Source organism: Vibrio sp. Vb1166 (assembly GCF_033338695.1).
GTDB classification, from domain to species: Bacteria; Pseudomonadota; Gammaproteobacteria; order Enterobacterales; family Vibrionaceae; genus Vibrio; species Vibrio alginolyticus.
In genome coordinates, this window is the sequence record NZ_JAWOTE010000010.1 from 134049 (window position 1) to 160341 (window position 26293).

At 45.8% G+C, this 26293-nt stretch carries 18 protein-coding genes; 8 read left to right on the forward strand and 10 right to left on the reverse strand.

Annotated features, from left to right (window positions below; genetic code table 11):
* Positions 1-7: 7 nt before the first annotated feature.
* The 8 genes from R7E51_RS12580 (at position 8) to R7E51_RS12615 (ending at position 11378) form a co-directional block, all read left to right on the forward strand.
* On the forward strand, positions 8-2338 hold the full coding sequence (locus tag R7E51_RS12580) for a patatin-like phospholipase family protein (protein WP_005380018.1): 2331 nt from the start codon (positions 8-10) through the stop codon (positions 2336-2338).
* A 268-nt stretch (positions 2339-2606) separates the two neighbouring features.
* Complete coding sequence (gene acnB / locus R7E51_RS12585) at positions 2607-5204, forward strand: bifunctional aconitate hydratase 2/2-methylisocitrate dehydratase (protein ID WP_005380009.1); 2598 nt, start codon at positions 2607-2609, stop codon at positions 5202-5204.
* A gap of 99 nt (positions 5205-5303) precedes the next feature.
* Complete coding sequence (locus tag R7E51_RS12590; RefSeq protein WP_017820403.1) at positions 5304-5672, forward strand: YacL family protein; 369 nt, start codon at positions 5304-5306, stop codon at positions 5670-5672.
* Positions 5673-5860: 188 nt separating this feature from the next.
* Positions 5861-6199: a P-II family nitrogen regulator gene (locus R7E51_RS12595; protein WP_005386570.1), complete on the forward strand. Its 339-nt coding sequence runs from the start codon at positions 5861-5863 to the stop codon at positions 6197-6199.
* 27 nt (positions 6200-6226) lie between these two features.
* Positions 6227-7456 carry an ammonium transporter gene (locus tag R7E51_RS12600; RefSeq protein ID WP_005386568.1) on the forward strand — a complete coding sequence of 410 codons (1230 nt, stop codon included), beginning with the start codon at positions 6227-6229 and terminating at the stop codon, positions 7454-7456.
* Between the two features lie 152 nt (positions 7457-7608).
* Positions 7609-8622, forward strand: a complete 1014-nt coding sequence (locus R7E51_RS12605) for a Fe(3+) ABC transporter substrate-binding protein (protein WP_005386566.1) — start codon at positions 7609-7611, stop codon at positions 8620-8622.
* A 99-nt stretch (positions 8623-8721) separates the two neighbouring features.
* A complete protein-coding gene (locus R7E51_RS12610) occupies positions 8722-10347 on the forward strand; it encodes an ABC transporter permease (protein WP_017820404.1) in 1626 nt (541 codons plus the stop codon).
* Entirely contained in the window at positions 10347-11378 is a 1032-nt protein-coding gene (locus R7E51_RS12615; protein ID WP_206957700.1) for an ABC transporter ATP-binding protein, read from the forward strand. Before R7E51_RS12610 ends, R7E51_RS12615 begins: the two co-directional genes overlap by 1 nt.
* A gap of 157 nt (positions 11379-11535) precedes the next feature.
* Here the strand turns inward: R7E51_RS12615 and R7E51_RS12620 are convergent, their stop codons facing one another.
* The 10 genes from R7E51_RS12620 to R7E51_RS12665 all read right to left on the reverse strand — a co-directional run bounded on the left by R7E51_RS12620 (position 11536) and on the right by R7E51_RS12665 (position 26086).
* On the reverse strand, positions 11536-12948 hold the full coding sequence (locus tag R7E51_RS12620; protein ID WP_017820406.1) for a phosphoglucomutase/phosphomannomutase family protein: 1413 nt from the start codon (positions 12946-12948) through the stop codon (positions 11536-11538).
* Positions 12949-13073: 125 nt separating this feature from the next.
* Positions 13074-15482 (reverse strand): GH36-type glycosyl hydrolase domain-containing protein, encoded by a 2409-nt coding sequence (locus tag R7E51_RS12625; RefSeq protein ID WP_017820407.1) that lies wholly within the window; start codon positions 15480-15482, stop codon positions 13074-13076.
* A gap of 84 nt (positions 15483-15566) precedes the next feature.
* A complete protein-coding gene (locus R7E51_RS12630) occupies positions 15567-17486 on the reverse strand; it encodes a beta-N-acetylhexosaminidase (protein ID WP_017820408.1) in 1920 nt (639 codons plus the stop codon).
* An 8-nt stretch (positions 17487-17494) separates the two neighbouring features.
* A complete protein-coding gene (locus tag R7E51_RS12635) occupies positions 17495-18385 on the reverse strand; it encodes an N-acetylglucosamine kinase (protein WP_017820409.1) in 891 nt (296 codons plus the stop codon).
* Between the two features lie 2 nt (positions 18386-18387).
* The gene (locus tag R7E51_RS12640) at positions 18388-20127 is read right to left on the reverse strand and encodes a glycoside hydrolase family 9 protein (RefSeq protein ID WP_017820410.1); all 1740 of its coding nucleotides are present in this window, start codon (positions 20125-20127) and stop codon (positions 18388-18390) included.
* A gap of 63 nt (positions 20128-20190) precedes the next feature.
* Positions 20191-21186: an ABC transporter ATP-binding protein gene (locus tag R7E51_RS12645; RefSeq protein WP_005380041.1), complete on the reverse strand. Its 996-nt coding sequence runs from the start codon at positions 21184-21186 to the stop codon at positions 20191-20193.
* Positions 21187-21233: 47 nt separating this feature from the next.
* Positions 21234-22217: an ABC transporter ATP-binding protein gene (locus R7E51_RS12650; protein WP_005380040.1), complete on the reverse strand. Its 984-nt coding sequence runs from the start codon at positions 22215-22217 to the stop codon at positions 21234-21236.
* Positions 22218-22219: 2 nt separating this feature from the next.
* Positions 22220-23245 carry an ABC transporter permease gene (locus R7E51_RS12655; RefSeq protein ID WP_017820411.1) on the reverse strand — a complete coding sequence of 342 codons (1026 nt, stop codon included), beginning with the start codon at positions 23243-23245 and terminating at the stop codon, positions 22220-22222.
* A gap of 2 nt (positions 23246-23247) precedes the next feature.
* Positions 23248-24234 (reverse strand): ABC transporter permease, encoded by a 987-nt coding sequence (locus tag R7E51_RS12660; RefSeq protein WP_005380038.1) that lies wholly within the window; start codon positions 24232-24234, stop codon positions 23248-23250.
* Between the two features lie 169 nt (positions 24235-24403).
* Positions 24404-26086: an ABC transporter substrate-binding protein gene (locus R7E51_RS12665; RefSeq protein WP_005380037.1), complete on the reverse strand. Its 1683-nt coding sequence runs from the start codon at positions 26084-26086 to the stop codon at positions 24404-24406.
* Positions 26087-26293: the final 207 nt, after the last annotated feature.

Genomic DNA, 26293 nt, shown 5'->3' on the forward strand with positions numbered 1-26293 from the left:
GAAGTGAATGTTCAAAAAGCTGTTATCAAGCCCATCGGTTCGCAACTTTGCGCTTTGGGTTAGTACCTTTTTGATGATCACTCCTTCTGTTTCCCTCGCAAACTCTCTAACAAAAACGGATGACTTGGAACCTCGACCAAAGGTGGCGGTTGTGCTCGCTGGTGGCGGAGCGAAAGGGGCGGCACACATTGGAGTTTTAAAAGCATTGGAAGAAATGCAGATTCCTGTGGATATTGTGACCGGTACCAGTATGGGCGCCTATGTGGGTGGGCTTTATGCCACGGGGATGAGTGCTGATGAAATCGAGAGTTTTATCTACACCGTCGATTGGGGCAGCGGTTATCGAGATCGTGTTGACCGTAGCCAACGTAGAGTTCGTGACAAAGAGTATGAAGACCGCTATCAAATTAATACCGACCTCGGCTTAAGATTCGGTGAGGTACGAGCACCAACGGGTGTGGTGCAAGGCCAGAACATGTTGCGAGTATTGCGTGAGACTACAGGGAACTTAGGGCGATTCGATTCTTTTGATGATCTTGCCATTCCCTATCGTTCTGTTGCGACAGATATTCTTGCCCTAGAAGAAGTCGTACTGGGCAATGGTTACCTTGTGGACGCCATGATGGCTAGCATGTCTGTACCAGGAGCGCTTCCTCCCTATAAGCTCAATGGCCATATGCTTGTCGATGGCGGTGTCGTCAATAACATGCCTGTCGATGTGGCTCGCGCCATGGGGGCTGATGTCGTTATTGCCGTCGATATTAGCACCGACTACAAAACCGAAGATGAATTTACGGGGCTGTTTACTGTCGCGGACCAACTCTCTAACTATCTCGTTCGTCGTAGTACACAACAGCAAGTGGACGAGCTTGAACCTCAAGATATCTATATTCGTCCCAATGTGGGCACCATGGAAACTGTCGAGTTCGACAAAATGCCTTGGGCTTTTCAAGCTGGGTACGATATTACCAAGCAGTTAAAAGACAAGCTGAAAGGGTTGCGCTTGTCCAATGCGGACTATCAAAAATACATCGATCGCAAACAAGAAGTTCGTAAAACTTTGATTTATGGCGATCAGCGTGTGGTTGATGACATAGTGATTGTTAATAACACGCACTACAGCGATGTGTTGTTGACGAATCGTATTGAATTAGAAACCGGACGTCGTATTTCAACGGCCGAAATTGAGAAAGCCGTTGAAAACCTCTACGCGTTAGATCGGTTCGAGCTCATCACTTATCACTTTGAAGAGGTTGATGGTGAGACATTGTTGGTTTTTGATGTTAACGAGAAGTCGTGGGGGCCTAATTATCTCAACTTCCGATTTTTTCTTGAAGATGACTTCGATACAGATAGCCAGTACGGCATAGGAATATCGACCAACTTTACCAATTTAAACTCTCATGGCGCGGAGTTGGCGTTCAACGTAGAAATGGGCACGGATAAGCTGATTGAAGCTGAGTTGTATTCCCCTGTTTTATCTAGCCAAGAACTTTTTGTATCGGGGCGAATTTCCTATGGTAGTGAGAGCCGAAACTTACCTTTAACAGAGCCTCAAGCACCAGATTTAGAGTCAGTAAATGACTTTTTTCCGGTCACTTACGATGATTTTACAACAGAGTTAGCGATAGGTATCCAACCCACATTGTGGCAAGAACTTCGATTTGGCGCTCGCTACTCAACCGGAGATATTGAGCTTTCTACTTTGGCTTCTGCTGGTAAATTGGATTTTGAACGTCGTGGCCTGTTTGCCAATTATCGCCTAGATACACTTGATGATTTCGCATTTCCGACTCGTGGGCTTTTAGTCGATCTCGAATATTTAGTGTCTCATGATCAAAGTCCTCAAGGCGTTAGCCTTTTAGAAACTGACAAAATTATTGAAGATACCGTTTATGAAATCTCTGCACGATTTAAAGGTGCAGTGAGTCATCAGCGTCATACTTTAGTCGGACATGCTGAATATAGTTTTGTAGAGAGTAAAAACTCATCTTTACCGCTTGATCCCAGAGAGTTGGGCGGCTTCTTAAGCCTATCGGGAATCCCAAGAAATAGCCTGATCGGACAGAACTTATTTTTCAGCAGTTTGGTGTACCGATATAAGTGGTTTGATAATGATTTCGGATTGTTTGAAGCTCCAGTCTACCTGGGCGCATCGGTCGAATATGGCGGTGTTTGGTCTGATAATGATCTGAAACTAAACGAAGCGCCGCTTTACAATGCTGGCTCCATCTTCTTTGGTGTTGACTCACCAATAGGACCAATAATGTTGGCATACGGTCGTACCGAGCAAGATTTGGATGCTGTGTATTTGATCGTAGGAACATCGTTTAATTAATCGGGTATGAGAAAGCAAAAACTTGGCATATTTGGTCAAAATTAGCAGAACTTTAGTCGTAAGTTGCTATGTTGGTCAAAATGATAAGATTTTAATTTAAGGTTAAATTTGCTATTATTTTGCCCACAGTTTGGCCTCTACGGCGCTGTTTCTCAATCATAATTGAATGAAAACAAGGGCAATGGAGAGCCAAGTTTCCAAGGATGTTCACTCCTTTACTTTAACAATAGTAATAATAGAGGAGGAACCGCAATGAGAGGAAAAAGTCGTGCTTGAAGCCTACCGTAAACACGTCGAAGAGCGTGCTGCTGAAGGAGTTGTTCCTAAACCGCTAGACGCAGAACAAGTTGCTGGACTTGTAGAACTTCTGAAAAATCCCCCGCAAGGTGAAGAAGAAGTCATTCTTGACCTACTTGAAAACCGTATCCCTCCAGGTGTTGATGAAGCTGCTTATGTAAAAGCGGGTTTCCTAACAGCAGTAGCAAAAGGTGAAGTTAAATCACCATTAGTGAGTCGTGAAAAAGCGGCTGAACTGCTAGGCACTATGCAAGGTGGTTACAACATCGAACCGCTAGTTGAGCTATTGGATGATGAAGCACTGGCAGAGATCGCAGTAAAAGCGCTGTCTCATACGCTGCTGATGTTTGATGCTTTCTATGACGTAGAAGAGAAAGCGAAAGCAGGCAATGCGCATGCACAGAAAGTACTTCAATCATGGGCTGATGCTGAGTGGTTCCTTTCTAAGCCTAAGCTTGAAGAAAAAGTCACTCTAACCGTATTTAAAGTAACAGGTGAAACGAACACGGATGACCTTTCACCTGCACCTGACGCTTGGTCTCGCCCTGATATCCCAGTACACGCACTGGCGATGCTTAAAAACGAGCGTGAAGGAATAAACCCTGATCAACCGGGTACTATTGGCCCGATCAAGCAAATTGAAGAGTTAAAAGACAAAGGCCATCAATTGGTTTACGTTGGTGATGTTGTTGGTACTGGCTCTTCACGTAAATCTGCAACCAACTCAGTGCTTTGGTTTATGGGTGATGATATCCCTTACGTTCCAAACAAACGAGCTGGTGGGTATGTGCTTGGTGGCAAAATTGCCCCTATCTTCTTTAACACAATGGAAGATGCTGGCGCACTACCAATCGAAGTTGACGTAACTAAGCTCAACATGGGCGATGTTATCGATGTTTACCCATATGAAGGTAAAGTTTGCAACCACGAAACTGGTGAGGTTCTAGCTGAGTTTTCGCTAAAAACAGAAGTACTGATTGATGAAGTTCGTGCTGGTGGTCGTATCCCATTGATCATCGGTCGTGGTTTGACAGACAAAGCGCGTCAATCGCTAGGTCTTGAGCCTTCGGACGTATTCCGCAAACCAGGTGAAATCGCAGATTCTGGCAAGGGTTACACGCTTGCACAGAAAATGGTTGGTAAAGCATGTGGCGTAGAAGGCATCCGTCCTGGAACCTACTGTGAGCCGAAAATGACGACAGTAGGTTCGCAAGATACTACTGGCCCTATGACTCGTGATGAACTTAAAGACTTGGCGTGTCTCGGCTTCTCTGCTGATCTTGTCATGCAGTCTTTCTGTCACACATCGGCTTATCCAAAACCAGTAGACGTTAACACTCACCATACACTTCCGGACTTTATTATGAACCGCGGTGGTGTATCTCTTCGTCCTGGTGACGGTATTATCCACTCATGGCTAAACCGTATGCTACTACCGGATACTGTCGGTACGGGTGGTGACTCACATACTCGTTTCCCTCTGGGTATTTCATTCCCAGCCGGCTCGGGCTTGGTTGCCTTTGCAGCTGCGACAGGCGTTATGCCGCTAGACATGCCAGAGTCAATCTTGGTTCGTTTTAAAGGTGAGATGCAACCGGGTATTACACTGCGTGATCTTGTTCATGCCATCCCTTACTACGCGATTCAGCAAGGTCTACTAACGGTAGAAAAAGCGGGTAAGATCAACGAATTTTCTGGCCGTATCCTTGAGATTGAAGGCTTAGAAACGCTAACGGTTGAGCAAGCATTTGAGCTTTCTGATGCATCTGCAGAGCGTTCGGCGGCAGGTTGTACTGTGAAATTGTCTCAAGAGTCGATCGAAGAGTACTTAAACTCTAACATCGTGATGCTGAAGTGGATGATCTCTGAAGGCTACGGTGATCGCCGTACTATCGAGCGCCGTATTACTGCAATGCAAGAGTGGCTAGCAAACCCTGAGCTGATGCAAGCAGATAAAGACGCTGAATACGCACATGTGATTGAAATCGATATGGCTGAAATCAATGAGCCAGTACTATGTGCACCGAATGACCCAGATGACGCTCGTTTGTTGTCTGAAGTACAAGGCACAGCGATTGATGAAGTGTTCATCGGTTCTTGTATGACGAACATCGGTCACTTCCGCGCAGCAGGTAAATTGCTTGATAAGTTCAATGGCCAGTTAGCGACGCGCCTTTGGGTAGCGCCACCAACAAAGATGGATAAAGACCAACTGATTGAAGAAGGCTACTACGGTATCTTCGGACGTGCAGGGGTGCGTATTGAAACGCCAGGGTGTTCACTTTGTATGGGTAACCAAGCGCGTGTTGCAGATAAATCAACAGTAATGTCGACTTCAACGCGTAACTTCCCGAACCGTCTGGGTACTGGTGCGAATGTTTACCTATCGTCAGCTGAGCTAGCTGCAGTAGGTGCAATCCTAGGTAAGATTCCAACCAAAGAAGAATACCTAGAATACGCGAAGCAAATCGACGCTACGGCAACGGATACGTACCGCTACTTGAACTTCCATAAAATGGATCAATACACCAAGAAAGCGGACGAAGTGATCTTCCAAGAGCCGGCATAATCAGAAATGCACAATTCAAAAGCACCTCACATGAGGTGCTTTTTTTATGGGAGCAATTCGCTATACTCGCACCAAATTGATACGAAATAGGCAATCTCGGTGGAATTTGAATTCATTCGTAACACGTTGATGGGCGAGTACTACGTAAAATGTAGCATGGGACATGAGATTGTAGGGCGCTGGTTGCAAGAAGAAATTGGCAAAGATCCGATGAAGATTGCACAAGTTGAAAAGCTAATTGAGCAGTCATTTTTAGCGCCTTCTCAGGAGCATAACCTAACAGGCACGGAAATTAGCTTGATGATTCAGGGCGATGAAGTTCTTGTACAAGAAAACGCATTAGCCCATGAATATGATGTCGAGATGGAAAGTGAGTTCGACTTCTACAATGCAGAAAGTACAGCAAGTTGTGGGATAGAGGATTTCATGGCACTTATCGAACAGTGGAAAGACTTTTTGAACATTTAATGCACAGTTTTGGGTAACTTCTCTGCCGTTGCTTTAAATTTGTGAAAAGGGCGCACCGATATGGTGCGCCCTTTTTGTTTATAGATATGTAAATTGAGGTTAGTTTTTATTATTCAATAACTTAAAAACTTGGCACGTAGATTGGATTATAAGAAGTGTTTCAGGATGAAAGCTTCGGAGATAACTCAATGAAAATAATCAATGCCATTATTAAGCCGTTTAAATTAGACGATGTACGAGAAGCATTGGCTGATGTCGGTATCGAAGGGATGACAGTATCAGAAGTTAAAGGGTTCGGTCGTCAAAAAGGTCACACGGAATTGTACCGCGGTGCAGAGTATCAAGTCGATTTTCTACCAAAGGTGAAAATTGAAATCGCGACTCACGCAGACAATGTAGATCGCGTTGTTGAAGCAATTACAAAAGCTGCGCAAACCGGAAAAATCGGCGACGGTAAAATTTTTGTTTACGATCTGAACCAAGCGGTGCGTATCCGAACTGGCGAAATGGACGCAGAAGCACTTTAAGAATTCAAAGGATTGGAGATACTTATTATGGAATTAACAACAACAGTAACCGAGTTACGTTACGCACTTGACACCTTTTTCTTCCTCATTTCCGGTGCGTTGGTAATGTGGATGGCAGCAGGCTTTGCGATGCTAGAGGCTGGCCTTGTGCGCTCTAAAAACACAACAGAAATTCTTACGAAGAACATCTGTTTGTACGCCATCGCATGTACGATGTTTCTGATTGTCGGTTATAACATCATGTATGTCGATAATGGAGAAGGAGGCTGGTTACCTTCATTTGGTACTTTAATTGGTACTCAAGGTGAAGGGGCCGACCACTCTTTAGAGTCTGACTTCTTCTTCCAAGTTGTCTTCGTTGCAACTGCCATGTCCGTCGTTTCTGGTGCGGTAGCTGAGCGCATGAAGCTTTGGTCTTTCTTGATTTTCTCTGCGATTTTAACTGCGTTTATCTATCCAATGGAAGGTTACTGGACATGGGGTGGAGGCTTCCTAGCAGAAGCTGGATTTAGTGACTTTGCGGGTTCTGGTATCGTACATATGGCAGGTGCTTCTGCTGCTCTTGCTGGTGTGTTACTGCTTGGCGCGCGTAAGGGTAAGTACGGTAAAAATGGTGAAATCTATCCGATTCCAGGTTCTAACATGCCTTTGGCAACGTTGGGTACTTTTATCCTTTGGTTTGGCTGGTTTGGATTTAACGGTGGTTCTCAGTTGATGGTTTCAGATTTTGAGAATGCTACAGCGGTAGGTCAGATCTTTCTAAACACTAACGCAGCAGCGGCTGCCGGTGCAATTGCGGCGCTATTCGTTTGTAAAACTACTTGGGGTAAAGCCGATTTAACGATGATTCTCAATGGCGCGCTAGCTGGCTTGGTTGCCATCACTGCAGACCCTCTATCGCCATCACCACTGTACGCGGTTGCGATTGGTGCGGTGTCGGGTGCACTAGTTGTATTCAGTATCATTGCTCTAGATAAACTTAAAATTGACGATCCAGTAGGTGCTATCTCAGTTCACGGTGTGTGTGGTTTCTTCGGCCTAATGGTAGTGCCACTGAGCAACGGTGATGCAACGTTTGGTGCACAGCTTTTAGGTGCCGTAGTTATCTTTGCTTGGGTATTTGGTGCCAGCCTAGTTGTGTGGGCAATCTTGAAAGCAACCGTTGGGATTCGCGTTACAGAAGATGAAGAAATGGAAGGTATGGACATGCATGATTGTGGTGTTGGTGCTTACCCAGAGTTTGTTACAGTGAAATAATCATTAGCTTGTAATAAATGGTTACACACTTAACACAATAAAACCTGCTCCGATGAGCAGGTTTTTTAATATTCGTCATTGTCTTCTTATTGAACATACATATAATAACGCAACTGATAAACGTTATCATTAGCATGGTAAAGGATTAAACAATGAAAAAACTGCTAACTCTTTCAGCACTAACTTGCGCTACTCTAGCTCCAACAGCAATGGCTGCTGAAGAAGTGAACGTCTACTCTTACCGTCAACCTTTCCTAGTTGAACCTATGTTCAATGAGTTCACTAAAGAAACTGGTATCAAAGTAAACGTAAAATTTGCTAAAAAAGGCTTAGCAGAAAAGCTAGCTCAAGAAGGTGAGTACAGCCCTGCTGACGTTATTCTTACGACAGACATCAGCCGTCTAGCTGAACTGACAAACAAAGGTTTAGTTCAGAAAGTCGATAGCAAAATCATTGAAGAAAACGTACCTGCTCAATACCAAGATAAAGAGAATGAGTGGTTTGCTCTAACTCTACGTTCTCGTAGCGTTTATTCATCACGTGATCGCGTAGGTAAACTAGGCGCAGATTTCAACTACGCAGACTTAGCTAAGCCAGAGTTCAAAGGTAAAATTTGTACTCGTAGCGGTAAGCACCCGTACAACGTTTCTCTAGTTTCAGCAATGATTGCTCACAATGGCGAAGCAGAAACCAAAGAGTGGTTGGAAGGTGTGAAAGCAAACCTTGCTCGCAAACCACAAGGCAACGATCGTGCACAAGTTAAAGCGATCAAAGAAGGCCTATGTGATGTTTCTCTAGGTAACAGCTACTACCTAGGTAAAATGGTTAACGACAAAGAGCAAAAAGCTTGGGCTGATGCAGTTTACATCAACTTCCCTAATCAAGAGACTACAGGCACTCACGTGAATATCTCTGGTATGGCGATGGCGAAGTACTCTCCAAACAAAGACAATGCTGTGAAGCTAATGGAATTCCTAACGGGTGACAAAGCGCAGCAAATGTACGCAGAAGTTAACTATGAGTACCCAGTTAAAGAAGGCGTGAAGCGTTCTGAGCTTGTGGAATCTTGGGGTGACTTTAAAGCAGACAAGCTTTCTCTAGACGATATTGCAGCCAACCACGAAGCGGCAATTAAGCTATTAGACGAAGTGAAATTTGACCTTTAATTCCTTGTGGGGGTATAACAGTACCCCCATTTGATTAAAGGATATGAGATGTATTTGCAACAGCATTTGTATTTCATACAGCCTTGCAGTAATTAGGCGATGAAAGATAAACAATCTTTATGGAAAACCAGTAGTGGGGTAATAACTCTGCTACTGGTTTTGCCGATCTTAGCGATCTTCTACACCGCGATTGGTGAAACGGATGATTTGTTTGCTCATTTAATGGCAACGGTCATGCCGACTTATATTTTTAACACGGTTGCGCTAACTGTTGGCGTAATGGTGCTGTCCTTAATTCTTGGTATTCCAAGCGCTTGGATAATGGCCATGTGTAAACTGCCGACCGAAAAATGGTTGCAGTGGGCATTGGTACTACCTCTTGCAATGCCAGGTTATATCATTGGTTATATTTTTACTGATTGGTTTGATTTTGCAGGTCCAATTCAAATCTTTTTGCGTGATGTAACCGGATGGGGACCTGGCGAGTATTGGTTCCCTGACATTCGTACGTTGCCTGGTGCGACCTTTGTGTTGGCTTTGGTGTTGTATCCTTACGTGTATTTATTGTGCCGGGCTGCGTTTATGGAGCAAAATGTCTCTTTATTGCAAAGCGCGCGTTTGCTCAAGTGCTCTCCATGGGAAAGCTTTTGGCGCATCTCGATGCCGTTAGTAAGACCCTCTATCGCAGTGGGTTTATCATTGGTCGCAATGGAGACCATTGGCGACTTTGGTACGGTAAGTTACTTCGCGGTGAGTACGTTAACCACAGCGGTCTACGATACTTGGTTGGGGTACTCTAATCTTAATGCGGCAGCCAAGATTTCTGCCATGATGCTCGTCATTGTAGTACTGCTTCTTAGTGCAGAACGATACAGCCGCCGTAAACAAAAGCTTTTTCAAAGCCAATTTAACAGTCACGAAGATTTTCGTTACGAGTTGACGGGCTGGAAAAAGTGGACCGCACTAGTTTGGTGCTGGGGCTTGGTTTCGGTCGCGTTTATTTTGCCGCTACTACAGCTGATTGATTATGCGATCACTTATTTTGCGCAGAGTTGGACCTCAGAGTTTCGTGAATACGCATGGAATAGCTTAGTTGTGTCTGTTATTGCTGCGATTATTGGTGTCGCTGTCGCACTGATCGTTAACTTTACCCATCGAGTCAATGGTAAACGAGAAAGCTTGGCATTTATGCGTCTTTCTTCTATGGGTTATGCAGTACCAGGAACGGTACTAGCCATCGGTGTGATGGTCGCTGTGCTGTTTATGGATCATCGTGTCAACGACGTTGCTAAAGCCATGGAGTGGGGAAGACCGGGACTTATTTTTTCTGGTTCCATGTTCGCACTAGTATTTGCCATGGTTGTGCGCTTTTCCGCGGTAGCGATTGGTAGTATCGAGAGTAATTTAAATAAAATTTCTCCGTCGTTAGATATGGCATCGCGCACTATGGGTTGTAAGCCCAATGTCATGCTGTGGCGCGTGCACTTTCCGCTGGTTAAGCGCGGTGCACTGATTGCGGCTTTATTAGTGTTTATCGAGTCAATGAAAGAGCTCAATGCGGCTTTGTTACTTCGTCCGTTTAACTTTGAAACACTAGCCACATACGTTTATAACTTCGCCTCGGATGAGCATTTAGAATTGGCCGCTTTGCCAGCGGTCCTGTTGGTTCTTGTTGGGTTGATCCCGCTTGTTGTTGTTAACCGTTCACTGGAGCAAAATCACTGATGAGCTGTGCATTATCAATTAAAAACCTAACGTGCCAATATGATTATCAAACTGTACTCGAATCATTGTCTCTTGAGGTAGAACAAGGGCAGATTGTCTGTTTGCTAGGAGCTAGTGGCTGTGGGAAAACAACACTATTAAAGGCCGTTGCGGGATTATTGCCGTTAACGTCAGGCGAAATGAGTCTAAATTGCGTCACAATTGATGATGGGGAAAACTGGTTGCCGCCAGAACAGCGTAACATAGGGATGATTTTCCAAGATTACGCACTTTTTCCTCACTTGACGGTGGCGCAAAACATTGCCTTTGGCTTAAAGCAGAGCTCGACAAAAGAGAAAAATGCCAAAGTTCAAGAAATGTTAGAACTCGTGCACCTTCAAGGTTATGGCGATCGTTATCCTCATCAATTGTCTGGTGGACAGCAGCAACGTGTTGCGATTGCTCGCTCATTAGCTTACAGCCCAGACTTACTGTTACTGGATGAACCGTTTTCTAATATTGATACGCAAGTTCGCCATGAGTTGATAAGTGAGATCCGTAAGATTTTTAAGGCCCAAGGTGTGACTGCCATTTTTGTTACGCATAGCCGTGAAGAGGCTTTTGCTTTCGCCGATAAAATGGCAGTGATGAACAATGGAGTCATCGAGCAATATGGCACAGCATCTGAGCTTTACTACCAACCTTCAAGTAAATTTGTCGCTGATTTCTTAGGTGGTGGCAGTTACCTTGCTGCTAAACGAGTTTCGAATTCAGAATATGAAACCCACTTGGGCGTGGTTGAAGCCACGGCTCAACAAGATATTCCAGTACAGGCGGAGTGCTCTTTACTGCTAAGACCGCAGCATGTGCAAATTCAATCCGATGAAGATAGTTCGGTAACCGTATTGGAACAGCATTTTATGGGTGATCACTGCCGTTATGTGATTAACGCGAATGGTGATCGTTTGTTAGCTACAGCTTCGCAAGCATTAAATATAGGTGAGTCCGTCGCGGTGAAAATTGAAACGCAAGGCGTCCTGGCATTTGCTTAACGCTCCTGAGTATCTTTGCTATCTCGTTTACGACTTTCCAACATACAATAAAAAAGCCCGGCAGTGGAGCCGGGCAAGTGCTCTTCTCCTGTTGATGAGCGCCTTTTCAGACAGCGTCGACTCTCATCATAGTGCTCGAAGCGGGCACAAGGTTCAGTTATAAAGACAAGAAGTCTTTAAACTGTTGAAGAACACGTTCCGCAGTGTCCTTATCTTGCATCTCTGCAAAAATTCGTAGCAGTGGCTCAGTGCCAGAGAAGCGGGCGATGATCCAACCGCCGTTTTTGAAGTAGACTTTCGCACCATCTTCATAGCTGACTTTTTCGATTTCAAACTCAAACTCAGGCAACTGCTTTTCAACATAAATCTTGTTGAACAGAACGTCTTTTTGCGCTGGTTTGAACTTACAATCGCCTTCTGCCATGTAGGCATAGCCGTACTTGCCGTAGATTTCATCCAGCAACTCAGACAGCTTCTTGCCGGTTGCTGAAATCATTTCTACCAATAGGCTTGATGCGAATACGCCGTCTTTACCTTTGATGTGGCCGCGAATGGTTAGGCCGCCTGAGCTTTCCCCGCCAATCAGTGAGTCATCCGCTTCCATTTGGGAGCTGATGTGCTTAAAGCCTACAGGAACCTCAAAGCATTTCTCGCCATGATCTTCGGCGACTTTATCGAGAAGGTGGGTGGTTGCGATGTTACGTACCACGGAGCCTTTCCAGCCTTTGTATTCAAGTAGGTAGTAGTAAAGCAGCAGTAGCACTTCATTTGGATGAATGAAGTTACCTTTTTCGTCGATAATACCAAGACGGTCCGCATCGCCATCAGTACCGATGCCAATATCGTAACCTTGCTCTTTCACTAGGTGCATCAAACGGTAGAGTGTTGCAGCGCTTGGCGAAGGCATTAACCCACCGAAATCTGGGTTTTTGCCATCGTTAATCACATCAACGTCACAGCGGCCGTTGATTAATACGGTTTGCAGTGCGTTTTTCGCGACACCAAACATTGGGTCGATCAAAACACGTAAATTCGCCTTCTTGATCGCTCCGATGTCGATAAAGTCGATGATTGAGTCAACGAATTCGTTCATCGGATTGATGATTTCAATCAGCTTATCTTCAACCGCTTGTTCAAAGTCGACGCTTTTTACATCTTGCGCAGTGAGCGCGTCTATTTGTGATTCGATTTTTTGGGTGATGATTTCATCTGCGTCACGACCGCCTTCAATGAAGACTTTAATGCCGTTGTAATCGGCAGGGTTGTGTGATGCGGTAATACATGCCGAGTATGCGCAGCCCATTTCTTTCGCTTTAAACATTACGATAGGTGTTGGGACAAATTTGTCGATAAAGCTGACCACAATGCCGTTTGCTGCTAGAACTTCAGCGAACCAACGACCTGCTTTATCGGAAAGAAAACGACGGTCATAGCCAATCACAAAACCGCGATCAGCAACCGATTCGTTATTCGTGATGTTTGCAACTGCTTGGGCAACCAAGCGTACGTTATCTTTAGTGAACTCCTCACCGATAAATGCACGCCAACCGCCTGTACCAAATTTGATCATGATTCGATCCTCGATAAGAGCGGCATCCCACCGCGTCTTAAATCTTTGCTAGCGAACCGATGCACTTGTAAAACATAAATGCACCGGATAAATCAAAAGGGGAGAAGGACTCCCCTAAAAGATGATTAACCTAGAGTAACGATAACTTCGTTTACTGAACCTTCCGCTTGAACTGGGACAGAGGCACCATTCACTGCTTCACCGTTCACAGTAATCGACTTAACGCCTTTGCTTACTGAGTCTGGGTTAACGACTTTGATGTTGTACGTTGCACCTAGCCATTGACGAGTCACTTCGAAACCAGGCCAGTTCGTTGGGATACATGGATCGATAGTTAGGCCATCGAAGCCTGTACGCACACCAAGGATAAAGTTGGTAACAGCGAAGTAAGCCCAGCCTGACGTACCTGTTAACCATGGGTGGTTTGCACGACCGTGGTCTTGGTGGTCACGACCCATGATGAACTGTACGTATGAGTATGGTTCTGCAATACGTTTTTCGATGATGTCGTTCTGGTTGTATGGGTTTAGCGCATCGTAGAACTTCATTGCACGATCACCACGACCCAGTTTAGCTTCAGCTACCCAAGCCCATGGGTTTGGATGCGAGAATATCGCACCGTTCTCTTTTACGCCTTGGTAAACACGAGTTACGAAGCCGATATCATCATTCGGTGTTGCAAAAGATGGTGAGTTTAGGTGAAGGCCGTATTCAGAGAACAGGTTCTCATCGACAGCGTCCATCGCTTTTTCGCCACGCTCTTGAGATACCGCACCAGAAAGTACCGCAAGTGTGTTTGACTCTAGGTGTACTCGGCCTTCCGCTTGTTGCGCAGTACCGATCTTGTCGCCATTCTTCGTCAGACCACGGATGTACCAACCACCTTCGTCATCCCAAAGGTGGGTTTCACACGCTTCACGAACGTTTGCTGCCATCTCGGTGTATTTTTCAACGTCGGCTTCCTTACCTAGGTATTTCGCTAGGTCGATGAACTCCTGCAGTGCCCAGAAATGTAGGAACGACACCATTGAAGATTCGCCGCCACCTAGGTTCAGACAGTCGTTCCAGTCTGCACGCAGACCTTTACAGATACCGGTTTGACCTACGTATTCAGCCGAGAAGTCTAGCGCGGCTTTCATGTGGTCATAAACCGTTGCATCGCCACCGTCGGCGTAAGGGATCACTTCGTCGAAGAAGCTGTGCTCACCGGTTTCCATCACGTACTTACAGATGGTTGGAACTAGCCATAGATGGTCATCGGAACAAGTGTCTTCGATGCCGTGAATTTTGTCTTCATCAGAAGGTGTTGGAACTACGGTTGGAGATTTAGATGGTTTAACATCCGCTTTTTCTGGATCAAACCAATCTGGATCGAATAGGTGTAGACCGTAGCCCGCTTTTACTTGGCCGCGCAGTAAGTCAACGATACGTTTGCGCGTCATTGCTGGGTTAGCGTGAGGAACTGAGATTGCATCTTGCGCTGTATCGCGGTAACCAAGACCTGTACGACCACCCACTTCGATGAATGAAGCAAAACGAGACCACACCACACACGTTTCTGCTTGGTATAGGGTCCAAGCGTTGATCATGGTATCTAGACCTTCGTTTGGTGATTTCACTTGGAACTTGCCACAACGCTCATCCCAGTGTGCTTTGATACCCGCAAATGCATTGTCGACTTCTGCAAGGTCTTGGTACTTAGCACGTAGACGGTCACCATTGCCTTTACCGATACCTAGAATGTAAGCAAAGCGAACTTCTTCACCCGGCTGGATAGTGAATTGCTTGTGCAGAGAGCCACAATGGTTGTAACAAGTTTGCGCTGTATTGAAACACTTACCTTGTTCTACCGCTAACGGGTTTGCTTCGTCACGGTATAGGCCTAGGAAGCTGTCACGTTGGCCGTCGTATGAATCTGGGTCAAATGTTGAAGCTAGGTAGTAGAAGCCTTCGAAATCGTTGGTGTTGTAGTACAGGTCGTACTCTATCACGCCTTCGTTGTAAGCCGTACCTGCCGAGTACAGAGACATCTGATGGTTTTGGTTATCAGACTGAATGTGGCTGAATGAGAACTCAACAAATGAGAATGCACTGATCGTACGTGGTTTGTCAGAGGTGTTTTTAATCACTACATCCCAGATTTCAGCGTCTTCGCCTTTTGGCACGAACAGAGTTTTTGTTGCGGTAATACCGCTGTATTCACATTTGAACTTAGAGTAAGACAAGCCGTGACGAACTTCGTAGTTTGCTTCGTCTAGGCTCTTCGCAACTGGTTGCCAAGAGATTGACCAGTAATCACCTGTCTCATCATCACGCAAGTAAACGTAGTGTCCTGGGCGATCGAATGTCGCATTTGGACGGAATTTAGTAACACGGTTGTATTCTGGAGAGTTGTAGAACGAGTAGCCACCCGCGTTGTGCGAGATAACCGTACAGAACTTCTCAGTACCTAGGTAGTTGGTCCATGGTGCTGGTACGTCAGGGCGAGTGATGACGTATTCGCGATTCTCGTTATCGAAATAGCCGTATTTCATTTGTGTCTTTCCTTTTTACGAAGCTGCATCAGCAGCCAAAATTTAAAAACTCTTCAAGCGTGATGTTTCGACATCAGTTTTGTATTACTTCCACGGTTTACGGTAATTCACTCCCTGCAAATCAAGCAGAGGTAGATGGCCTTTCAAGCGTGATAAATAGTCGGTCCAATCTCGGTGTTGTTTGTCTGTCCAACATGCTTCTGCCATTGCAGTTAAACGAGGGAAGATCATGTAGTCCATGCGAGGTTGGTTATTGATAATTTCGCACCATAATGCTGTTTGAATGCCCCAAATGCGCTTACGTATTGGGTCGTCAGCAGGCACTTCAGCGAGCGGCTCGTAGTTGTAAGCTTTTTCTAGTGGCAGTGGGTTTGCCCAGTCCACGCCCGGTTCTTCAGGTGCGTAGTCTTGGGTCATATCTAGGTAAGTGGTTTGTGCTGGTTGCAGCACCACATCAAAGCCTTGGCGAGCACAGTTCAATGCCGCTTCTTCGCTTAGCCATGAGTAGATCACCGTATCTTTACTGACTTTGTCGCCGTGTTGAGCTTCTTCCCAGCCCAGCATGCGTTTGCCCAATTTACGAAGTTTGTCTTCGGCATAACGCAAGAAGTGTCCTTGCAAATCTTTGTAGTCGCTGTAACCCAGTTGTTCCATTAGTGCTTGGCATGCTGGGCTTTTTGACCATACGCCGTTAGGTACTTCGTCGGCACCAATATGAACGTAAGGCGCAGGAAAAAGCGCAGAGACCTCTTCTAGCACTTTGTCGATAAATTCATAACTCCCCGGCAGAGCAGGGTTAATGACGTTGTCGTTGTAATGCTGAATACTGCGGTATTCGGTGGTATCTTCCGCTTCTACCAATAGGTGTGGTAACGACTTGATGGCGGCTCGGCAATGACCAGGTACATCAATTTCAGGAATGATGGTGATGCCGCGTTGCGATGCAAATTCGATAACGTCTTTGATGTCTTCTTGCGTGTAGAAGCCGCCGTAACGTTCATCAAAGTGCGTGTACTGTGGTTCATTGATCTCATCCAATCCGCGCCAAGCACCAATATCGGTCAGTTGAGGCAGTGATTTGATTTCAATTCGCCAACCCTCATCGTCGGTAAGATGCCAATGGAACGTATTGAACTTGTAATGAGCCAGTTGGTTGATCAAGCGTTTGACTTGCTCAACGGAGTGAAAATGACGAGCACAATCCAGCATCATACCGCGGTAACGAAAACGTGGCCTGTCCTTGATTGAACAACAAACTACTTCCATTGAGTTAGGTTGATCGCCAACTTTGATTAGTTGTAATAACGTTGCACAAGCATGGGTAAAACCAGACGAAGATCCTGCTTCAATTTGGATTGACTCTTCGGCTACTTTCAGTTTGTAAGCGCCTTCATCCAAGGTTGGGTTGCCTTTGAAGATGATCTGACTGCCATTGTCTGATGCGAACTCAAATTGGTGAATGCGCTTAAGCTCTTCAAGTAGCCATTCTTTAGCTGAATTGGCCAGGCTTGAATAGACCGCGACGCCAGCATGATGATCAAAGCTAAAATAGTGATCGCTGACCTCAATATGGTTTGGTTTTGGCAGCAAGGGCTGTGCATGGGTTAAACTTGCCGGAATCTCACTGCGTTCACGGTATGGTGAAGCTAATACGATAGGCGTGACATCCACTTGTGCGCGCTGTGGGTTTCCATCAACGACAAAGTTGATCATCGCTTCGTTAAAGCCATCCGAGTAATAACGGAATGGGTTCGAACCAATACTGAATTCACAGTAATAGTGATGGTTGGCAGCCAGTACCACCCCTTCTGGTTTAAGTGTGCAAAAACTACCAATTTGAGTCAGTTGACCATTTGAAACGCTGTCTGGAAGAATGTAACGATCGAAAGCGAAAGTTAAGCTCCAGCTGTTTAGGTCTTGGTCGCTCAAGTTATGAAAGGTGAGGCCAAAGCGGCAGTTTTGTTTCTGCTCAGAAAGGACTACGAGATCAACACGATATTCCATATCTACTCCTACGCCGCACTGAGCGAGTAAAGGTTATGTTCTGGTTTGCCAGCAAACATAATTGCGCCTTCAATCGCGTCAAACTGTGGCTCAACAATCCATTGCTGAACTGGTGGTGAAAGCCAACGTACAATGCGTTCAGCTATGCTGCCCATTAAACAAATACGTGTTGCGCCGCGCTTGTTTAATGCCACGAGAAACATTTCTATATCCGCTGCGGTTTGCTTCAGCATTTCAATGGCCAGTGCATCGCCTTGTTCCGCATGTTGGAAAATAGCCGGAGAAAACTGCCCATAATCACGAGGAAGCGCCTGTTTTGACCACGCCACCACGTTGTCGACCTCATTTTCGAAATGCGTCATAACGTGTTGTGCTAGGGGCGTTTTTTCTCTGATGCCATCTTCAGCTAACAAAACTTGCTGAACTAGGCGTAGCCCCATCACTGCGCCGCCACCTTGATCCGAAATTGGGAACTCACGACCACCGACAACGTGTTGCTCCAATCCTTTAAGGTAGATGCCACAAGAACCGGTTCCCGCAATCATGATTGCGCCATCTTCGCCATTGTGTGCACCAACGCACGCACCGTAAGCATCGGTATTCAGAGTTATACTGGCAAATGGATGAGGAAGAGACATGAAGGCTTGCCAAGATGCTTTGTGCTCTGCGCCAGCAAGGGCTAAGCCGACGTGCATCGACGCGAAATCTTGTTGTGTTAGACCGCCTTGCTCGGTAGCCGAAGTGATGGATTCAAGAATCGAAGCCATTGCTATTTCAGCACCTAGCATGATGTTGGCACTGCCGCTTTTGGCCTCGCCAAGAAAATTACCTTGTGAATCTTTAATCCTGGCTCGACATGAAGTGCCGCCACCATCGATACCAACAAAATACATTCCCATGATTATTCTTCCTTCATATTTTTAGAGGTCGCCAACTGAGAAACATGCTGAGCTTGACTCATTATCGCGAGTAAGTACCAAGCGCCATGCGGGATCCATTGTTCGCCCCAGCGCCAGTTTTGTAACACGTCTTCTTTTTGTGCAGGTGGGTTAAATGCAATGTCTTCCTCGTCTTCAAAGCCGCCAGTGATTCCGTTACACACGCCACCTTTTGCGTTGAAGAAACCATATTGAGGGAGGTAATCAGGGTTGTTACGACCATGGCCATCTAGCATGCACATGTCGTATGGGTTTAAGCCTACAACCCAGTTCAATGCATCTTGAGCAAACACAGAAAGTTGTTGCTGTACTTCTTGCGACGCTATATGCGGTTGAGCAAGGTACGCCATGGTCGCGAGAGAGCCAAGTCGAGCATTCTCGCCTTGCCACCAATAGCCGGATTCATTGTTGTGTGCGACAAAAAATGCCTCGCGTTTTGACTCATTTACGCCTTTAACATATTGGCGAGGGTAACCGAATGGGTTGATCACTTTATTCGATATTGTGATCTCAAACTCACACGCTAGGTTTACGATACGTTTTACCGATTCCGCTCGTGCTGAGTCGTCTTCAATTGATAGATATTCGCATAGGGCAATAACTGGTAGACCTGCTTCGGCTGCGTGAAAATATGGACGGCTGCCGTCTTGGTTTGCTGACCAAAAGTGTTGAATCTGCTCGTCGCTCATTTGGCGTGCAACTAAACGTTGCGCCCACAAACGGCTCTCTTCCAAGTAGCGAGTTTCTTTGGTTGCTTTAAACAGTTCTACACAAGCCAGTAGCGCACAGTATTCGTCGATAATGTTTTCTTCCCCATCATTGAGGTACTGCGTATTGTGCTCTTTTAAGTGCCAGTAACCATTTTCGGCAGCGTTGCGGTATTTTTGTTGATCGTATTCACCGTGAACACTTAAACGCGACGCTGCCGCTAGCGCTGCAATGGCGACACCGCCACCTTGTCGAAAGCCTGCTTGATAGTCGTCAAATTTGTGACCAAGTTGAGTTTCGTACGCGCAAATCTCGCGTTGCGCAGTATCTTTGCTCCACTTGTCAAAGACTGTCATGTAGAAAAAGCCTTTTTCGTTTTGCATACGCACAAGAAAGTCTGCACCGAACAGGGCTTCTTCAATCAGACGTGTACGTGTGAAAGCTGCAATGTCTTCGCTTCCTTCAAGCAATGAAACCCCTTTTAGGATGTTCCAAACCACCATTGGGGTTTGTTGAGGGTTCAAATAATTCGCGTATGAAAGGTGACTTAAATACTTGCTAACATCTCCTGATGCGTCGTACCAGCCGCCGTGTACATCAACCTTTTTATTGGAGTTTAGCACTGGAAGTTGTCGATCTTGTTGATCGAAGATCCCACCGCAACGTTGCGATTTGAAGTAGTGGATCACATCTGACAAAGTTTGATCCAACAGAATGTGTTCGCCAACGATGAAAGAGGAAGATCGCGTATCTTCTACTTGCAAGAAATAGTCGCCTGACGCTGTGAAAGAGGAAAAGTCGATGAGGTAGAAATAGCCCTGATGCCAGTTCGCCACTTTACCTTGTTCTTCAACCGCAAAAGTTGCCACGGTTTGCTCGCTAGTGGCACAAATCAATTGAGCAGTGTAAGAAGACAAGTGTGGTTGTTCGGTCTGGATAATGGCTTTCTTTGGGCCCAGACGTTCATAACCAATGTGGTTAGTCAGTAGCAGCATTCAATGTCTCCGGGAAACGATAAAAACAGGAATGGGCCAGGCTGAACCTGACCCTCGTTATGATTAATCTTCAAATAAGTAACAGCGGACAAAGTGGTTGTCGGACAGTTGAGTGACGCCCGGTAGTCGTTCGCGACATTTGTCGGTAGCGTGTACACAACGTCCAGCAAATGGACAGCCGACAGATTCTGGTGTCCAAAGTGGGATTTCCCCTTTGTTGCCTTTCAGTTTCTCGTGAATAGACTTCGATGGATCTGGAACCGCAGATACCAACAGTTGCGTATATGGGTGTTGAGGGTCGTGAATGATTTCTTCAGTATCGCCCCATTCAACCATGTGACCTACGTACATGACCGCAAGATCTTCAGCAATGTAACGCGCTGTTGCGATGTCGTGAGTGATGTAGAGCAGAGACATTTGTTTCTCGAACTTCATCTCTTCCATCAAGTTCAGAACACCGGCACGGATTGATACATCGAGCATCGATGTTGGCTCATCCGCCAATACCACTTCAGCACCAACTGCGATGTTACGAGCTAGGTTTACACGTTGACGCTGACCGCCAGATAGCTGGTGCGGGAACTTTTGCGCCGTTTCTTTTGGTGGAATAAGACCAACTTGTTCAAGTAGGTCGTACACACGCTCTTCCAGTTCTTTCTTGTTGCCCGGTGCTACTTTCTTATGAATCAGCAGCGGGCGCGCAATATGGTGGAAGATATTGTGCGTTGGGTTTAGCGAGCCAAACGGGTCTTGCCACACCATTTGTACACCTTCACGGTAGGTCATTAAATCGTGACGAGAGGTGATGTCTTGGATATCACGACCTTTGTATTCAATGATGCCATCGGTTGGTGCGTACATTTTTGCAATCATTTTTGCAGTAGTAGACTTACCTGAACCAGATTCACCTACCACTGACAAGCCGCGGCTCTTGTACATTTTGAAAGAGACGTCGTTGATTGCGCGCATCTTAGATTGTTTGATTGAGTTACTGTTTAAAGGGAAGTCCTTAACGACATTTTTACCCTCAATCAGCAGTTCGCCGAATTGTTTGCTCATAATTCTCTCCAGTGTAATTTTTGTTCTTAGCTAGCGTTTTTTTGTTGTTAAACCTTAGCTTGAGCAATGGTGTCGCCGTACAAATGGCAATTTGAGAGGCGACCTGGTTCAATTTGACGTAATTGGGTTGGTACACGTGTACATGCTTCATGTACGCGATCGCAACGAGCTTGGAAGCGGCAGCCCCGTGGTACTTCTAGCAAGTTCAACGGGTTACCTGGAATACCAGTCAATTTGGTCTTTGGTCCAGTTAGTGGAGGGAAAGAGCTACCCAAACCTTTGGTGTAAGGGTGGTAAGGACTTTCCAGAATTTGCTTAGAAGGCGCGACTTCAATCAACTCACCTGAGTACATGATGCCGATACGATCCGAGAACTCGACCATCAATGACAAGTCATGTGTGATGAACAGAATTGAGAAACCAAACTCTTCTTTAAGCGCGTAAATTTTTTGTAGAATTTCACGTTGAACCACTACATCCAATGCGGTAGTCGGTTCGTCCATGATGATCATTTTTGGGTTCAGAGCCAAAGCGATTGCGATTACTAGACGTTGACGCATACCACCAGAGAACTGGTGCGGGTAATCACTCAATCGGCTAGGGTGGATATCAACGATTTCCAGCAGACCTTCAGCGCGTGTTTTTGCTTGAGCGCGAGTCATATTGGTATGACGCATGATGACGTCACAGAACTGCTCTTCCATGGTTAGAACAGGGTTCAAAGCGTTCATCGCACTCTGGAATACCATCGACATTTCACTCCAGCGGAACGCTTGCATGCGATCATCGCTGTACTGAAGGATATCTTCACCGTTGAAGATCACCTCACCACCTGTGATAAACGCGGGCGGCTTATGAAGGCGCATTAGTGAGAAGGCAACAGTGGATTTGCCACAGCCAGATTCACCAGCCAGACCGAATACTTCACCTGGTGCAATGTCGAAGCTCACATTGTTACAGGCGCGGACATCGCCCGCGTCTGTGATGTAGTCTACGCATAGGTTACGGATGGAAATTAGTGGTGCAGTCATGATTATTTATCTCCGCTCCATAGTGCATTTTGTGGTGCCAGTTCAGGCTCACGTTCTTTCTTGTCTTTTGCTGCTAGTTTTTTCCAGCGTTTCATGCCTTTGTGAGAACGAAGTTGAGGGTTCGCAATTTCGTCAACGGCAAAGTTCAACAGAGCAAGACCAGTAACCAGTAGTGTTAGGGCAATACACGGTGCTAGGACTTCCCACCATGCGCCAATCAGCATGGCTGATGAGGTTTGCACGTTGTAAAGCATGATGCCCCAACTGATCGTGTTGGCATCACCCAAACCTAGGAACGAAATGACCGCTTCAGTGTTGATCGCCAGCATTACTGAGCCAATGAAGCTCGCACCGACAATCGGGATAAGGTTTGGTAAAATCTCAACGAAGATGATACGGAATGAAGACTCTCCCAATACTTCGGCAGCTTTAACGAACTCTTTCTCGCGTAGTGCCATAGTTTGAGAGCGGACAACACGTGCACCCCATGCCCAAGAAGTACCAGCGATAATCAAGGCAATGGTGAGTGGGCCTGCTTCACCGATAAAGGCCGCCAGCACGAATAGCAATGGATACTGCGGAATTACTAACATGATGTTCATTGCGGCACTCAATATGTCATCCACTTTACCGCCGAAGTAACCTGCCGATATACCAATGACTGTTGCTAAGAAACACACGATGATGCCAGCACCAAAGCCTACACCCAGTGATACTCGTGCACCGTAAGCCACCTGCGACCAGATATCGCGACCCATTCGGCTAGTACCTAATACGTGGTCGGCCTTTTTAGATATAAGCAGTGTACGACGATCGTCTGCTAGGTTTTTAGCGACCCAACCATCAGGGTTGTTTTGTGCCTGTTTTACAACAAAGCTTGGGTATTCGTGTGGGTTACCGGTTCGCTTGTCTGGCGCATGCTTTGTAAGTAAAGGAGCGGCAATCGCAACGAACACGAACAGCGTAACAATGCCAAGACCAATGCGAGCAAATGCGTTACCTAAAATAAGTTTGAATAGTTCTTTCATGATTATTTGCCTCCCGTACGTAGGCGAGGGTCTAGAATCATGTACAGCATGTCAGCCATTAAGTTGAAGCACAGCATGAACATCGTCATGATAATTAACTGACCTTGAAGTACTTGGTAGTCACGAGCGTGAATTGCGTTCAATAGAACAGTACCTAGGCCTGGGTAGTTGAAAATCATCTCGATGATTAATTGACCTCCAATGGCCATACCTAAAGACATAGACAGTGCGGTAACACTTGGAAGTAGTGCGTTACGTGCGGCGTAATTAAAGACGACGCGGTTTTCACTCAGCCCTTTACCTTTAGCCATCGTGATATAGTCTTCGGCGAGAAGGTTGATCATGTTGTTACGCATGTTAACTAGGAAGCCACCAATTTGAACGATGGTTGCACAGAATAGAGGTAGTACAGCGTGGTAACCCACGTTCTTGATGAACTCCCAGCTTGTCCAATCAGGAATAGTACCTGGCGTGTAAGCATAGCCAGATGGGAACCATTTCAGGCCAATCGCAAAGGTAAACAGCGCTAACATTGCGATAACCATTTGTGGAATAGCTTGAATGATCAATGTGCCAGGCGTTACGAATGCATCGTACTTACTACCGCGCTTCCAGGCGGCAAAAATACCAAGGACAGAAGCGATGGAGAAAGAAAGTACAACCGCAGTACCAGCTAGAAATAGTGACCAGCCAAATGCACTACCTAGTAAAGAATTAACTGAAAGTGGGTAGAACTGGATTGAGGTGCCCAATTCCCAACTTAGAATGTTTTTAATGTACGAGAAGTACTGAATGTAAATTGGCCCATCAACGAAACCGAGCAGTTCTTTCATTGCTGCGATTCGTTCTGGAGTCACCTGTACTGAAGCATTAGCAAACATCATGGTAACTGGGTCACCAGGCATTGCTCGCGGAATAATAAAGTTTAACGTCGCTGCAACTAAGAGCGCGACAAGATAGAACGACAAACGTCTTAAAAAATAACCCATAACTCACACCTTACTCACCCAGATTTTTCCCTGTTTCTGGTTTCAGGTCGCTCCTAGCGAAATTTAGAGCGAAAAATCCCCTGACGACGAGCGCCACATATTGGTTTCGTTAACAAGGGATTTTTATAGGCGGCACACGGGATGTATGCCGCTTGAAATGAACTTCTACTTATTTAACTGGTTTTAGGTCCAGTACGTGAAGTAGACGCTCTGGGATACCTGCCCAAATGTTTGGACGGCCCTTAGGGTTTTCTTCGTTCCACCAACCAGTGAAGCGAGTTGTGTTGTATTGGTACATGTACGCGCCAGATAGCACAGGAATAGTTACTTGGTCCTGAGCAATGATCTTCTGAATGCCATGAGCGATCTCTAGCTGTTCTTGCTTATCTGCTGTCTTGTAGAAGCTGTTAAGAAGACCGTCTAGCTTATCGTTCTTGTAGAAGTGCATTGCAAAGCGAGGCATGCCGTCACCAGCTTGTAGCTTCGAGTTGTAGCCACTATCCCAGTACAAGTGTGGATCTGCACCGTGGAAGTAGTTGGTGTAAGCAACGTCGTAAGTACCTTCTAGCATTGCTTGGTTGTATACCGAGAAGTCCGGTGTACGAGCACGAGCTTTAATGCCCACTTCTGCTAGTTGCTCAACGGCTAGTTGTACTGTGTTGTTGAAGTCAGTCCAACCGTTTGGTGATTGAATTAGAAGCTCGAAAGACTTGCCAGATGGTGTATCCACAAAGCCATCTTTGTTTACATCTTTGAAGCCAGCTTTAGCTAGAAGCTTTTTCGCACCTTCCGCGTTGTATGTGTTGTAGCCTTTGTACTTGTTGTGCGTCTCTTCATCAGACCAAGCTTCGAATGCGTAGCCAAGGCCAGATGCGAAGTCGTTCACTGTACCGCCGCCGTAGAAAGCGATATCAATAATAGTTTGACGGTCTAGCGCCATAGAGAACGCACGACGGAAGTCAACGTTAGTTAGCGCTTCGTTTTTCGCAGCGTCTGGGTTTTTGAAGTTCACTACAAATGCTTGAGTACCCGCTGGTGGGTACCAGTAGTGGTGATTCGGACTTGCTGCAGCGTACGTACGGTCGATGTCTGGTACGAATGAAGACGTCCAGTCCATTTCGCCGTTAACGATTTTGCCCAAGAATTGGTCGTTGTTCGCGATTTGCGGCACACGCAGACAGTCTACATCTAGGTTGTCTGCATCCCAATAATTCGGATTCTCACACTGGATATATAGCTGCGGTGTGAAAGTGTCGATTTCGGTAAATGGACCACTGCCTACTGGATTTTCGTTTGTGAATGTTGCTGGATCTTTTACTTTGCTCCATACGTGCTTAGGTACGACGGGTACTTTCGCAATTTCGTAAGGAACGTTTGAGTTTGCTTCGCTTAGACGGAATTTAACTTGGTAGTCGTTAACTTTTTCTACGCCAGTCACCCAAGAGTTGATACCAGATTGGTCTAGCTCTGGCTTCTCTTTAACTAGGTTGAAAGAGTAAACAACATCATCAGCGGTAAACGCTTTGCCATCAGACCATTTTACGCCCTTACGGATATCGAAGGTTACGCTCATCAGGTCATCAGCCATGGTAAAGTTTTCTGCTAGACGAAATACAGGCGTGTTACCGTGCATTTCGTTAAAAACAACGAGCGGCTCGTAAATAAAGTCGGTTGTTGTGTGCAGGTTAGTTGCACCCAAGAAAGGGTTAAAGTTACGAACGAAAGTTGTAAACTCTTTAGGGTGGATAGTCAGTTCACTGCGTTCAGCCGCAGTAGCTACCGATGCAAAACCTGTAGTAGCCGTTGCAATAATTGCTGTTGCTAGTGCTGTTTTTTTAATATTGGCAAGCATAGCTGTTCCTTACTATTTGCTTTCATTTCACTAAATGGAATTGAATGTCATCAATTGATAAACACTCTCTAAGACCTACCTCTTGTACATGCCTTACTCATTACAACATTGAGTTTCGCCAAGAGTGGCCTGTAGGCCTTAGGCAGGAGTAAGAAAACACCTTATCCATAAAATAATCAAACTTGATTCCCGTTAAAAACGTTAAAA